This is a genomic window from Cohaesibacter marisflavi (genome assembly GCF_900115225.1).
In the GTDB taxonomy this organism is placed as follows: domain Bacteria; phylum Pseudomonadota; class Alphaproteobacteria; order Rhizobiales; family Cohaesibacteraceae; genus Cohaesibacter; species Cohaesibacter marisflavi.
Window position 1 is genome coordinate 342,717 of sequence record NZ_FOVR01000004.1, and the last position, 14,285, is coordinate 357,001.

Below are 14,285 nucleotides of genomic sequence, written 5' to 3' on the forward strand. Positions count from 1 at the left end.
CGACGCCAGCAAAAAGGGTCTATTCGATGACCTTTGGAACCATGAAATAATTGTCTTCAGAAGCAGGCGCATTGCTGACAACCCGATCAGCATAATTGCCGTCCGTGACAACATCATCCCGCTTCTTCATTTTCTGGGTAACGACAGAAGTCATCGGGTTGACGCCGTCGACATCCACCTCGTTGAGCAATTCAACCCAGTTCAGGATGGAGTTCAATTCACCCTTAAGGCTTTCCGCCTCTTCTTCTGTAACGGACAGGCGGGCGAGACGCGCCACGCGCTTGACCGTATCCTTGTCAATTGACATGAATGCAAGCCTTCCAAATAAAGGTCCGGACAGCGCTTGACGATAGCGCACGATACCGGACCACCTACGAGTCTTATCCTACTCATAGTCGGCTATAGCATCTCAGGACTTTTACGCGCAACTGCAAGGACAGCAGGAACAGCCTCAGCCGGGCATTTTTCCCACATCAGCCCCTGTTGTAAGCCTTTTCGCCTGCCCTCTTTAATACCGAATGCCCCTGCAAGGCATAGTTCACACAGGAGGCAAGAACAAAATGCTACACCTATCCAGACCAGAACGCCTCGTTTGGAAGGCTCAGGACCCCAATGACATGTTGGCCCGTCGCCACAAAAGCGACCGCGACTTGCGAATAAATTTGCGCGCCTCTTTAGCTGGCATCGGCCGCCCCAAATAGAAGCCCTGCGCCTGATCGCAGTCAACAGAGCGTAGATATTCCAACTGGTCGGCCGTCTCCACACCTTCAGCAATCACGGTCTTGCCGAGAGTCTTGCCCAGTTCAACAATGGCATGAAGAATGACCGCTGAGGCGTCCTTGGGTTTTCCTGCTTCGAAAGCCTTGAGGAAACTGCGATCAATCTTGATCTTGTCAAACGGAAACTGGCTCAAATAGCTCAGGCTGGAATAGCCCTTGCCCACATCATCCAGCGCGACCTGAACCCCGAGTTTTTTCCATGTCTCGATCTGGGAGCGCTCACCATCATTCTCGTCCAGCAGAACGGATTCGGTGATTTCGAGCTCAAGCTGTTCAGGCTTCAGTGCCGATTGCGCTAAGGCTCGCCCGATCGTGAGCGCAAAATGCGGGTTCCGCAATTGGAGCGGAGACACATTGACCGCGACGAAGAGGTCTCCTGGCCAGTGTTTGGCCTCTTTACAGGCTCCCATGAGAACCCAACGCCCCAGCTCCTCGATCATCTTGTTCTCTTCCATGATGGGAATGAACACGTCAGGTGGAACGCTGCCCCTGACAGGATGCTGCCAACGCACGAGCGCCTCAAAGCCTACCAGCGATCCCTTTTGTGTGTTGAACTGAGGCTGGAAATAAAGCTCGAACTGTTCCTTGTCGAAGGCTTCACGAATATCATCAATCAACGCATTGCGTTCAATCATGCTTGAGCGCATCTGGGGATCGAAAATCCGATAGGCGCAAAGAGACTGCTTCTTGGCTTCATACATCGCCAGATCAGCATTGCCCAGAAGCTCTGCCAGATCCGCATCCTGACCAGAGGTCCGCGCGATCCCCACACTGGCCCCAATCTGAATAGACGTTGCTTCGTGATTGATCGGAGCACTTATGATGGTCAGGATCCGGTTCGCCAGAACTTCCAGCTGTTCCCCCACAACGGCTTTCTCAAACACCATGACGAATTCATCACCGCCATAACGCACCATTTCGGACGCCTCGGTCACCCCCATTTGCAGACGACGGCCAATCTTGCGCAGAATGCTGTCACCATAGATGTGACCATAGGTGTCGTTGACAATCTTGAAGCCGTTCAAATCAATCCAGAAGACAGAAACGGCCTCCAGATCACCATCCTTCATCCGGATTGCCAGATCTTCCATATATTCAAGAAAATAGGGTCGGTTATGAAGCCCCGTGAGGGAATCTGTATAGACTAGCGACTGAAGTTGCTTTTCCCTCTGCCGCAAACGCGCCTCTGCGACGGCCTGTTCAGTGATATCTATACGCCGGGACATGATGGCACCGGCCTGCGACCGGGTGCGGGTATAAATATAGGTCTTCTTGCCGAGCTTCTGGATTTCTCTCTGGGTATCAACCAGCCTTTCGGCGAGCGCCTGGCGCTCTTTCAAATAGCAATCAGGTTCGGACAGGGCCAGCGGATCATTAATCACGCCCGCTTCCAGATCCATTTTGTAAAGGTCGATATGCTTCTTGCCCTGCAACTCTCGCCGGCTTGGATAGTGTGGAAAAACTCTATGATAGGCATCGTTGCTGAAGATAACGCCTTCATCGTCTTCCCCGTAAAAGACAATGGCCTCTTCACTCTGCTCAAGCGCTTCGAGAACCATCGTCGAAAGGCGACGTTTTCTCAAGGCAACCAGAGAGGATGCGCCCAGACGGGCAAAATCTTCGACGAGATTCTGATTCACCTCGTCAGCCTGGCCACCATCCTTCTTGTCCGGAAAAACCATAAAGATAGCACCGAGCACCTCATCGCCCGCCATGAGCTTGGCGCCAGCTGAGCGGCATCCCTCAGCTAAACCATGGCAAATACCCGGCTTCGGACCATCGCGCAGCAACCAGTCTTCAACCTGCTCGCAGGGCAAATCATGGTGCGGAAATCCAAAATCGGCAGAAATCCGGACACCGGCTTTTTGATGTTTGACAACATAGGCGCAAAAGCGTGTTTCCCCCCGGAAGGCTTCAACCGCTTTTAGCATGGAGACGAACAACTCGTGCTCGCTTGAGGCTTCAGCAATGCTTAAAGCAATCGCCACCGCCTCGTCAGCACCAATTTCCAACCGTCTCATGTAGAACTCCCACTCTGTCCCCGAGGCGAAATTAGCGCGGCAGTTGTAAAAAATACCTTACCGATTTAAAGAAGATGAGAAACAAACTCTTTCATTTTCCCAATTTTTCCTAATAACATTCAAATAACAAGCTATGTAAAAATGTATTATTTTCCCGTATGTATTTTTTTTGGAATAATGCCGTTTCCGACGACTTCCGGTTGCACCTGATATTAAAACAGATGATACAACCAGAAAGAAACAGACAAGAGTAGAGTTCTACCGCTTTGCGCGCTCAACGGTCGATATATACCTGTTAAATACAAGCCTTGAGGCAGGAAGCATTGGTATCGGTGGGAATGCGTGATATGTAAACTTTGCTGATCAAATGAAAACAAAGATCCTGCAATATAGCCAGCTCACATATAAGGCCGATAAATGGTTCGCAAAAAGAAAAAGAAACTGCCCATCGACATCCCCCTTGCCGAGCTGCTTGCTTTAGTGATGCCAAACCAAAGGCTGTTGGGGTTGGATCTGGGCACCAAGACCATCGGTCTGGCCATTTCTGACACCGGCAAAGCCATTGCCTCGCCACTGGAAACCATCCAGCGCACCAAATTTGGCAAGGATGCAGAGCGCCTGGTTGCCGTCTGCGCCGAACAGGAAATTGGCGGCTTCGTTCTGGGCCTGCCCCTCAATATGGATGGCTCCGAAGGCCCACGGGCACAGGCGACACGAGATTTCTATCTCTCTATGCGCGAATTTTGGCGCGAACGGGAGCTTCCCGTTATTCCCGTCACCTTCTGGGACGAACGTCTTTCCACTGTCGCGGTCACCAGAACCTTGCTCGATGCAGACACCTCTCGCGCCAGACGTGGCGAGGTAGTTGACAAAATGGCAGCCTCTTTCATCCTGCAAGGCGCCCTTGACCGTGCCCGAAACATGCGGTGACACAAACCAATAAATTCAGCTATGAAGATGTGACATGATTTTAATGAATCTGTAAACATGCGGTTCGCTTCACAAGTCGCGGCAAAAGTATCATAATAACAGCAAGGCGTGCGCCCATCTCAGGCGTCGCGCCAATTCTTTTGACCATATCTCAGAGACCAAGCTGCGTTCTTCGTCATTTGGTTTTTCTTGTCACGCAAGAGAAACACTCAGGATATGCCCGTCCCGCATCGACCTGACCTTACCAGACCCCTTTCTTGCCGCCCGGCGTGACAGCAACCAGCAATCCAGAACGCGCGGCCTCTGTTGTTCCTATCAACGCAACAGAGAGACCTCATGAACAAACCGCTTCATACGCTCCTTACCCGCATTTTCAAAACAGGACAGCTATCTGTCACATGGGCAACGGGTCAAACCATATCCTATGGCCAGAAGGATGCGCCTTCTGTGCGGGTACGTGTCAATGACACCGAGGCTGAAAAGCTGCTGGCAAAAGATCCTGCCCTCACTCTGGGAGAGATGTATATGCAAGGGCGCTTTGTCGTTGAAGAGGGAGACATATATGACTTTCTCTCTTTAGTGAGGAAAAACACCCCTGACAGCACTTTTTCACCCCTGATGCGCGCACGTCACCTGTGGCGTCTTTTGAAGGCGCAGGCAGCAACCCGCCTGCCGATCAACCTGAACCGTAAGAATGTCTCGCACCATTACGATTTGACGCCAGCCCTGTTTGATCTGTTTCTCGATGACGACTGGCAATATTCCTGCGGCTATTTCGAAAGCGAAGAGAGCACTCTGGATGAGGCCCAACTGGCCAAGAAACGGCATCTGGCGGCAAAAATGCAGCTGGAAAAGGATCATCGCGTTCTTGAGATCGGTTCAGGTTGGGGCGGTCTTGCGCTCTATCTGGCCGAAACCAGTGGCGTCGACATGACCGGCATCACGCTATCGCACGAGCAACTGGCTGTTTCCAACCGACGCGCCGAGGAACGCAATCTGGCAGATCGCGTGCGCTTCGAGCTCAAGGACTATCGCCACCTGAAGACAAAACCGTTTGACCGCATCATATCGGTCGGCATGTTCGAGCATGTGGGCACAGGCCGCTATGACAATTTCTTTCGCAAATGCGCCCAGTTGCTTGATGACGACGGCGTCATGCTGCTCCATTCCATCGGCCGCCCCCAGGCTGGCCATAATGTGACCAATCCCTTCATTGCAAAATATATTTTCCCAGGCGGCTATATCCCCTCCCTGTCTGAGGTATTGCCAGCAATTGAAAAGGCCGGATTGCTCGTACGGGACATAGAAATTCTCAACATGCATTATGCCTATACCTGCCGGGAATGGCGCAAGCGGTTCAATGCCCGCAAACAGGAAGCCATTGCCCTGTATGACGAGACATTCTACCGCATGTGGGATTTTTATCTTGCAGGCTCTGAAATGGCCTTTGAATGGGACAACATGTTCATTTTCCAGATCCAGTTGGCCAAAAAGCAAGCCGCAAAGCCAAGCAAACGCGACTATATGGTCAAAACCGAGGAGAGGCTGAAAAAGAAAGAGGAAAGCCTGCCACCGATGGAACGGCTCAAGCTCTAGCCCTGCAGTTGAGGGGCCCTTGCACAGCTCAAGACGACAACGCACAGCAAAGCGGATAAACAGAGGTCAAAATGAGGAGAATTCCGTCTAATTCAGGCCGAATGCTCTGCCTCTCTCTTTACCTTGGCTCCGCTTTCGGTCACTAATTAGGTCTCGCATTTAAGACCGCCTTTCTGAAATCTCCCAGAAAGCAAGCAAAAGCCCCGCCGGAAAGCTGCCCCAATGTATGTGATCGTCGAAGCCATCATTCCAACATTTTTTCTTGTTGGCCTCGGGCTCTATATTCGCCGAAGCGGCCTTGTGCCCGAAGATCAATGGGGTGGTCTGGAGACGATCGCCTATTGGCTTTTCTTCCCGGCCCTCATCTTCAATTCGCTTTTCAAGGCAGATTTGCAGAATGTGCCGCTGGGCGACATGACCTTTGTGCTGGTCTCGGCCATTATACTCATGGCAGCGGTAATGCTGGCCCTCTACCCGGTTTTCCGCTCGCTCTTTTCCATCGACAATCCCTCCTATACCTCGGTCTATCAAGGGGTATTGCGCTGGAATGGTTTCATGGCATTGGCAATCGTGCAAAAAGCCTTTGGCAATGATGCTATGGCGCTGGTGGCGGTTTCCATGGCCTCGATGATTCCCGTCATCAATATCATTATTGTCGGCATCATGGCTGTATTCGGCGCGAACGGGCGCCCCAGCTTTGGCAATGTTCTGCTCAATATCATCAAGAATCCCTTCATTATCGCATCTTTGTTAGGCCTCGCAGTCAATCTTTCCGGCATTCCAATCTGGGATCCGATTGCCTCGACCGTCGAGATCACCGGACGTGCTGGTCTCGCCTGCGCGCTGCTGATGGTTGGGGCGGGCATCAAGCTCAAACATGCGTTACCGCCCGTACGGGATGTCTGGTTTGCCTGCATCTTGCGCCTTGTCGGCATGCCTGCCATGGCGATTGGCTTTGCCATGCTGTTTGGCCTTACGGGCCAGCCGTTGGAAGTCGTCATTATCAGCACAGCCGTTCCCACCGCCATGAACAGTTATGTGCTCGCCAAGAAGATGGGCGGCAATGCGCCCCTCATCGCTGCCATTGTAACCTGGCAAACACCCCTGTCTGCGCTGGCCATTCCCCTTTGGCTGGCTCTGGTGCGTTCATTGAACCTCAGCTAAGGCAGCATTGGAAAAGATGACTGAAAAGTCATCAAGATATATACAGAGTGCGAACACCCACTTGCGGAGACTCTCTTTTCCACCTATAGCTTTACTTCTAGCGAAAACCCAAAAACGCTAGGATAATGATCGTGGCATTTGCGCACCACCATCTGCTCGGCATTGCCGGGCTGACCCCCCCAGAAATCACAGCTCTTCTCGACCTTGCAGAAGAAGCCGTAGATGTTTCCCGTCAGGTTGAAAAGAAAAAGGTAGCCCTTAAGGGTCGAACCCAGATCAACCTGTTTTTCGAGGCCTCCACCCGCACGCAAAGCTCCTTCGAGCTTGCAGGCAAGCGCCTTGGCGCGGACGTGATGAATATGTCCGTGAAGAACTCATCCGTGTCGAAAGGTGAAACCCTGCTTGACACGGCCACCACCCTCAACGCCATGCATCCGGATATTCTGGTTGTTCGCCACAATGCCGCTGGCGCGCCGCAGCTGCTCGCCCGCAAGGTTGGCTGTTCGGTGATCAACGCAGGCGATGGCGCGCATGAACACCCCACGCAGGCCCTGCTTGATGCACTGACCATCCGGCGGCACAAGGGCACGCTGGAAGGACTGGTTGTCGCCATTTGCGGCGATATCATGCATTCCCGCGTCGCTCGCTCCAACATCCTGTTGCTGACGGCCATGGGCGCCGAAGTGCGCCTCGTGGCGCCCTCCACGCTGCTGCCTGATAGCGTAGAGGCAATGGGCGTCAAATGCTTCCGCGACATGCGCAAAGGGCTTGATGGCGCCGATGTGGTAATGATGCTGCGGCTGCAGCTTGAGCGCATGAACGGGGCCTTCGTTCCGTCCATACGCGAATATTTCCACTTCTACGGCCTTGATGAAGAAAAACTCGGCTATGCCCGCGAAGATGCCATTGTCATGCATCCGGGGCCAATGAACCGGGGCATCGAGATCGACAGCTCGGTTGCCGATTCCGGTCGCTCGGTCATTCACGAGCAGGTGGAAATGGGCGTGGCTGTGCGCATGGCGATCATTGAATTGCTGGCCAAGAACAGTCTCGACATTCAGCCTGCGGAATTGGACTAAGAGGGAGATGATCATGCCAGAAAGACAACAAGCAGCCTTCGCCCTCACCAATGTTAAATTGCTCGACCCTTCAACGGGGCTCGATGAGTCGGGCGCAATCCTGATCGAGGATGGTAAAGTTAAAGCCATCGGCGCCAATGTCGCCAGCCAGCTGCCATCCGACATTCTGCGTGTAGATGGCGCAGGCAAGATTGCAGCCCCCGGCCTCGTGGACATGCATGTCACCACAGGGGAACCGGGCGCAGAACATCGCGAAACCCTCAAGAGCGCCAGCCGTGCCGCAGCCGCTGGTGGGGTCACCTCCATCGCCTGCATGCCGGACACGGACCCTGTGATCGATGACATCGCCCTTGTCGATTTCATCAAGCGGCGCGCGCGCGACACAGCCAAGGTTCATGTCCACCCCTATGCTGCCATGACGCGCGGTCTGGGCGGCAAGGAAATGACCGAAATCGGCCTCATGCTCGAAGCTGGCGCCGTGGCTCTTTCCAATGGCCGCAAGGCCGTCACCAACGCCCAGATCATGCGCCGCGTGATGACCTATGCGCGCGACTTCGATGCCCTCATCGTGCATCATCCCGAAGATCCGGATCTGGTCGGCAATGGCGTCATGAATCTTGGCGAAACATCAACCCGTCTTGGTCTTGCTGGCATTCCGGCAGAAGCGGAAACCATCATGGTCGCCCGCGACGTGCGCCTAGCCCAGCTCACGGGCTGCCGTTACCACGCCAGCCAGATTTCCTGCGCTGAAAGCCTCGACATCATCCGTCGGGCCAAAGACAAGGGCTATGATGTCACCTGCGGTGTCTCGATCAACCATCTCACGCTGAATGAGAATGACATCGGCCTGTACCGCACCTTCTACAAGATGTCGCCACCGCTCAGAAGCGAAGAAGAACGCCTCGCCATGATTGAGGGGGTTGCCGATGGCACCATCGATGTCATCGTCTCTGCCCATGATCCGCAGGACGTGGACACCAAACGCCATCCATTTGCCGAATGTGCGGATGGAGCTGTCGGACTGGAAACCATGTTGCCAGCCGCCATGCGCATGGTCCATAGCGGCCAGCTCTCCATGATGCAGGCCTTCAAGGCCCTTTCCACGACACCGGCAAAACTGCTCGGCCTTTCCGCTGGCAGCCTGAAACCGGGGTCTCCGGCAGACATCATCATCTTCGATCCCGAGCAACCATGGGTCATGCATCGGGACATGTTGCAGTCGCGTTCCAAGAACACCGCCTTCCACAAGGCGCAGCTTTCGGGCAAAGTTCTGCAAACTTACGTTGAAGGACAGCTGGTTCACCATTACGATCCTAGCTGAACAGTCTCGCAAGAGAATCGGTCGGGTGGTCAGGCAACATGTCTGGCTACCCGCCCCCATAGTCAGGCGCCTGCCCTTGATGGCCCCTGCATGAAGACAAGGGATCACAGCCCATGATCGACCCTATCAGCTGGAGCCACACCCTGCCCCAACTCATTATCGCCGTTCTCTTCGGCTATATCCTTGGTTCGACCCCCTTCGGCCTATTGCTCACCAAGATGGCCGGCATGGGAGACGTACGCAAAATCGGCTCGGGCAATATTGGCGCAACCAATGTCTTACGCACCGGCAACAAGAAGCTGGCAGCCCTGACCCTGCTTGGTGATCTGCTCAAGGGCACTCTATCCGTTATCATTGCGCGGGAATGCGCCATTGTCTTTTCGCCGGACCATGTACTCCTGATTTCCTGTCTGGCAGGTGCCGGAGCTTTTCTGGGCCATATCTTTCCTTTCTGGCTCAAATTTCGTGGCGGCAAGGGCGTTGCCACCTATCTGGGCGTGCTTTTGGCTCTTTCGCCTCCGGCTTTCCTAACATTTGGGTTCATCTGGCTATCGTCTGCCTATTTCAGCCGTTATTCCTCTCTGTCCGCACTCATTGCCAGTGCTTTGATGCCCTTTGTGCTTTTCGGCTTCGGACGGATTGGTTTGGCTGAACTGTTCGCCATTCTCACGGTCGTGCTCTGGATCAAGCACAAAGAGAATATCAAGCGCCTGCTGGATGGCACAGAAGGCAAGATCGGCGGCAAAAAGGAAGTGCCCTCAGAAAGCACCAGCGATGAAGCCTCATCAGAAGGTTCAGACAAATGACAAGTGATGTGCCATCCCCAAATATAGAAGATACCCCGGTGATGGCACACACAAATGAAATGGCTCTCTCAGAACCCGGCAGCGACGGCTATATCAGCCATCATCCTTTTCGCCTTACAGAGAGGCAGCGGTTCCACTGGTTGCGTCTCATTCGCTGCGAAAATGTTGGCCCGGCAACATTCCGCGATCTGATCAATCATTTCGGCAGCGCCGAGAAAGCCCTCGATGCACTGCCTGCTCTCTCTCGCAAGGGCGGAGCCCGACGCGCCTTTCACATGGCATCCGAAGCTGAGGTAGAGGCTGAATGGACGGCCCTTCATCGCGCAGGTGCCCGCCTTGTGGCAACCGGAGAGCCGGATTATCCGCAAGCCCTCAACCATATTCCTGCGCCTCCCCCTTTGCTGACAGTCATGGGCGGACCAGAGCTGGCGAGCAAAACGGCAGTCGCGATCGTCGGCTCGCGCAATTGTTCGGCCAGCGGGGCAAAGCTTACAGAAATGATCGCCCGCGACTTGGGCCAGAAAGGCGTCGTGGTCGTTTCCGGGTTGGCGCGTGGCGTTGATACACACGCTCATAAAGCCTCTCTGGCGCTTGGCACCATTGCCGTCGTCGCCGGAGGGCTCAATCAGCTTTATCCGAGACAGAATGTCGACCTGGCCAAAAGCATTGCGCAACAGGGCATGTTGATCTCGGAAACGCCTTGGAATGCACCGGCCCGATCTCAGGATTTCCCGCGCCGAAATCGCATCATCTCGGGCATCGCCATGGGGACACTGGTGGTGGAAGCAGCCAAACGATCCGGTTCACTCATCACCGCCCGCTACGCACTGGAACAGGGCCGCGAAGTTTTCGCCATTCCTGGCTCTCCGCTAGACCCACGCGCCAGCGGCACCAACCACCTGATCCAACAGGGGGCGACGCTGGTTTGCGAAGCGCAGGACATTCTGGACGCCCTCGCAACGCAGCAAAATTACACGCCCGCACAGCAAAGCCTGCCATTGATGGAAAAGGAGAGTGAAGGAGCCCCGGAAGGAAGGAACGCAGAGCCTGATGAATCCGACAAGATCCGGTTCATCCGCAGCTTGAGTCTCGCGCCGATAGCTATTGATGATCTGATCCGCCAATCCGACCTGACGCTGGGTCAGGTTCAATTATTGTTGCTGGAGCTGGATCTCGCAGGGCGGCTTGAGCGCCACGGCAACCAGACAGTCTCGATAAAGGCCTGATGCGCAGTCGTCAGGATGGAACCGTTGAAGCGCATTTTTGGGAAAAGGAAGCGGGATAACATCAAAGTGACTTGGCGGGCCGGATCTGTTTGGATACTTCCATGGCTTCTATCTGTGCCATCTCAAGCAGATAGACCAGCATCGCCAACTCGTCACGCCGGGCGAGCCGGGTCAGGTCTTGCAGATGCGCATATATATAGTCAGCTGTCTTGACAGGCGATCCACTTTCCAGCAATTGAGCGTCTTCTCTCACTTGGCTCTCCACATTGGTTATTTGCAATTATATTGCGGCAAAAAGATTACTCGTTTTGCCGATCATACAACCAACATATTTGATTGTATACAACCACACCATATACCAATGGTTGTATTTTCACAATATGCTTGCATGTGAGCAAGAGAAATTATATCCGCTTTAGACAGCCGCCGCACTTGACGGGAAAGGTCGAAGCAGTCATGTGACTAGCATTGACAATAGAAGAATCAGAACCAAATGCTAGCTACCGGCTCCATCTTGCCAGTCGCTTGATGGACCAAAACGCTAATGGACAGTACGGATTTCAAATGGACGTCGTAATCGTAGAATCGCCAGCCAAAGCCAAAACGATCAATAAGTATTTAGGCAAGAACTACAAGGTCTTGGCTTCTTACGGGCATGTTCGCGACCTCCCCTCCAAAGACGGCTCCGTGCTGCCGGACGACGATTTTTCCATGACGTGGGAAGCGGATGCGAAATCGAAGAAACGCCTCTCCGAAATTGCCGAAGCAGTGAAGAATTCCGACCGCCTCATTCTCGCAACTGACCCTGATAGAGAGGGTGAAGCGATCTCGTGGCATGTGTTGGAGGTGTTGAAAAAGCGTCGCGGCGTGTTGAAGGATCAGCCGGTCCAGCGTGTTGTTTTTAACGCCATTACAAAAGAATCCATTCTCTATGCCATGGATCATCCGCGTGATATCGATACGCCTCTGGTTGACGCCTATCTGGCGCGCCGGGCGCTTGACTATCTGGTAGGCTTCACCCTGTCTCCGGTGCTTTGGCGCAAATTGCCTGGTGCCCGTTCTGCGGGCCGCGTACAATCCGTTGCCCTGCGCCTTGTCTGCCAGCGCGAAGAAGAAATCGAAGCCTTCATCCCGCAGGAATACTGGTCGATCCTGGCTGATCTGCAAACCGGTGCCGGTGCCGATTTCCAGGCGCGCATCACGGCAGTTGATGGCGAGAAGAAAACCCGCCTCGATATCAAGACCGAAGCTGAAGCCGCTGATATCAAGCAGTTGGTCGAGCAGGCCAGCCTCAAGGTTCGCTCGGTTGAGGCCAAACCGGTGCGCCGCAATCCGTTCGCGCCTTTCACGACATCGACCCTGCAGCAGGAAGCCTCGCGCAAACTTGGGTTTGCCGCTGCCCGCACCATGCAGATTGCTCAGCGCCTTTATGAAGGCGTTTCACTTGGCGGGGAAACGACCGGCCTCATTACCTATATGCGTACTGACGGTGTCGAAATCGCGCCAGAAGCAATCACGCCGATCCGTGGCATGATCGAGCGGGAATATGGCAAGAGCTATCTGCCCGAAAAGCCACGCCACTATACGGTGAAAGCCAAGAACGCGCAGGAGGCCCACGAGGCCATCCGCCCGACCGACATCACCCGCCATCCAAAAGAAATGGCGCCGTATCTCGATGAAGAACAGCTCAAGCTTTACACGCTGATCTGGCGCCGCACACTGGCCAGCCAGATGGAGTCCGCCCGTCTTGAACGCACCACTGTCGACATCACCGCAACCAATGGCTCCCGCAACGCCGAGCTGCGCGCCACCGGTCAGGTGGTCCGCTTTGATGGTTTCCTGACCCTCTATACCGAATCCAAAGATGACGACGACGATGATGATGGCAACCGCCTGCCGCCGATGAGCGAAGGGGAAGCCGTCAAGCAAAAAGCGGTCAATGCCAGCCAGCATCACACAGAGCCTCCCCCGCGCTACACCGAGGCCACCCTCATCAAGCGCATGGAAGAATTGGGCATCGGTCGTCCGTCTACCTACACCGCGACCCTTTCCGTTCTGCGCGATCGTGGCTATGTGGTGCTCGACAAGAAGCGCCTGATCCCTGAATCCAAGGGCCGCCTGGTCACCGGCTTCCTTTCGAACTTCTTCGAGCGCTACGTGCAGTATGACTTCACGGCCGATCTGGAAGAAAAGCTCGACCGGATCTCCGCTGGCGAGTTGGAATGGAAGGATGTACTGCGCGACTTCTGGAAGGAATTCTCCTCCCATGTCGATGGCACCAAGGAGCTGCGCGTCAGTCAGGTTCTGGACACACTCAACGAAGTGCTGGCCTCCTATGCCTTCCCGCCGCGCGAAGATGGCAAGGACCCTCGCGCCTGCCCATCCTGCGACGATGGCCGCCTCAGCCTGAAGACCAGCCGCTATGGCGCCTTTGTCGGCTGCTCCAACTATCCTGAATGTGGCTATACCCGCCAGCTGTCAGCCGATGGAGATGGCGACGCCCAGCAAGTGGGCGAAAATGGCACCAAGATGCTCGGCTCCGACCCGGAAACGGGACAGGATGTAACGCTGCGCTCCGGCCGCTTTGGCCCCTATGTCCAGTTGGGCGAAGAGAAAAAGCCGCCGCGCTCTTCCATTCCGAAGGGCTGGGATATCGAGACAATCGATCTGGAAAAGGCCCTCAAACTTCTCTCTCTGCCACGTGAGGTGGGCGAGCATCCTGAAGATGGCAAGATGATCACCGCGGGCCTTGGCCGTTATGGTCCGTTCGTGCTGCATGATGGCACCTACGCCAACCTGCCAAGCGTGGAAGACATCTTCTCTGTCGGCCTCAACCATGCGGTAAGCCTGCTGGCTGAGAAGCGCGCCAATGGCGGCCGTCGCCGCACGGCACAGTCACTTAAGGAACTGGGCGAACATCCAGATGCAGGTGGCGCCATCACCGTCAAATCCGGTCGCTACGGCCCTTACGTCAACCATGGCAAAATCAATGCGACCCTGCCAAAAGACATGAAGCCTGAAGATGTGACCCTTGAGCAGGCGCTCGAGCTGATTGCCGCCAAGGCAGGAAAGAGCCCTGCCAAGAAAACGGCAGCGAAAAAGACCACCGCCAAGAAAACGACGGCCAAGAAAACAACGACGAAAAAGGCTGCTACCAAAAAGACGACAGCCAAAAAGTCGACCGCGAAAAAGAAAACAGAAGCCGAAGACAAGGCAGAAGCTGTCGATGAAGAATAAGGACAGCTGACCATTCGGCCAAACCGTGCCTATACTGCTCGTAGACATTCGCATGCACGTTCCATCGCGCATCGCGAACGCACGACCATATCGCCCATGATGAGAAGGACCGCCTAAGTGATACGC

General features: G+C 54.6%; 11 protein-coding genes. 8 read left to right on the forward strand and 3 right to left on the reverse strand.

Annotation, left to right across the window (positions count from 1 at the left end; all coding sequences use genetic code 11):
- Positions 1-19: 19 nt before the first annotated feature.
- Positions 20-307, reverse strand: coding sequence for an Asp-tRNA(Asn)/Glu-tRNA(Gln) amidotransferase subunit GatC (gene gatC / locus BM258_RS10520; protein WP_090071882.1), 288 nt, complete (start codon positions 305-307; stop codon positions 20-22).
- A 294-nt stretch (positions 308-601) separates the two neighbouring features.
- Entirely contained in the window at positions 602-2,800 is a 2,199-nt protein-coding gene (locus BM258_RS10525) for a putative bifunctional diguanylate cyclase/phosphodiesterase (protein ID WP_090071884.1), read from the reverse strand.
- A 417-nt stretch (positions 2,801-3,217) separates the two neighbouring features.
- Here BM258_RS10525 and ruvX point away from each other — a divergent pair, with 417 nt between their 5' ends.
- The 7 genes from ruvX to dprA all read left to right on the forward strand — a co-directional run bounded on the left by ruvX (position 3,218) and on the right by dprA (position 10,922).
- Positions 3,218-3,730, forward strand: coding sequence for a Holliday junction resolvase RuvX (gene ruvX / locus BM258_RS10530; RefSeq protein ID WP_090071886.1), 513 nt, complete (start codon positions 3,218-3,220; stop codon positions 3,728-3,730).
- 336 nt (positions 3,731-4,066) lie between these two features.
- Positions 4,067-5,326, forward strand: a complete 1,260-nt coding sequence (locus BM258_RS10535; RefSeq protein ID WP_090071888.1) for an SAM-dependent methyltransferase — start codon at positions 4,067-4,069, stop codon at positions 5,324-5,326.
- Between the two features lie 222 nt (positions 5,327-5,548).
- Positions 5,549-6,490 (forward strand): AEC family transporter, encoded by a 942-nt coding sequence (locus tag BM258_RS10540; protein ID WP_090071890.1) that lies wholly within the window; start codon positions 5,549-5,551, stop codon positions 6,488-6,490.
- Positions 6,491-6,621: 131 nt separating this feature from the next.
- Positions 6,622-7,569: an aspartate carbamoyltransferase catalytic subunit gene (locus tag BM258_RS10545; protein WP_244544667.1), complete on the forward strand. Its 948-nt coding sequence runs from the start codon at positions 6,622-6,624 to the stop codon at positions 7,567-7,569.
- Positions 7,570-7,576: 7 nt separating this feature from the next.
- Positions 7,577-8,890 carry a dihydroorotase gene (locus BM258_RS10550; protein WP_407062711.1) on the forward strand — a complete coding sequence of 438 codons (1,314 nt, stop codon included), beginning with the start codon at positions 7,577-7,579 and terminating at the stop codon, positions 8,888-8,890.
- Positions 8,891-9,006: 116 nt separating this feature from the next.
- The gene (plsY, locus tag BM258_RS10555) at positions 9,007-9,696 is read left to right on the forward strand and encodes a glycerol-3-phosphate 1-O-acyltransferase PlsY (protein WP_407062716.1); all 690 of its coding nucleotides are present in this window, start codon (positions 9,007-9,009) and stop codon (positions 9,694-9,696) included.
- 59 nt (positions 9,697-9,755) lie between these two features.
- A complete protein-coding gene (dprA, locus tag BM258_RS10560) occupies positions 9,756-10,922 on the forward strand; it encodes a DNA-processing protein DprA (protein WP_090072215.1) in 1,167 nt (388 codons plus the stop codon).
- A gap of 61 nt (positions 10,923-10,983) precedes the next feature.
- On the opposite strand, the gene BM258_RS24275 is transcribed toward dprA, so the two are convergent.
- Entirely contained in the window at positions 10,984-11,175 is a 192-nt protein-coding gene (locus BM258_RS24275) for a hypothetical protein (RefSeq protein ID WP_139229255.1), read from the reverse strand.
- Positions 11,176-11,486: 311 nt separating this feature from the next.
- Between BM258_RS24275 and topA the strand changes: the two genes are divergently transcribed.
- On the forward strand, positions 11,487-14,159 hold the full coding sequence (topA, locus tag BM258_RS10565; protein ID WP_090071895.1) for a type I DNA topoisomerase: 2,673 nt from the start codon (positions 11,487-11,489) through the stop codon (positions 14,157-14,159).
- Positions 14,160-14,285 lie beyond the last annotated feature (126 nt).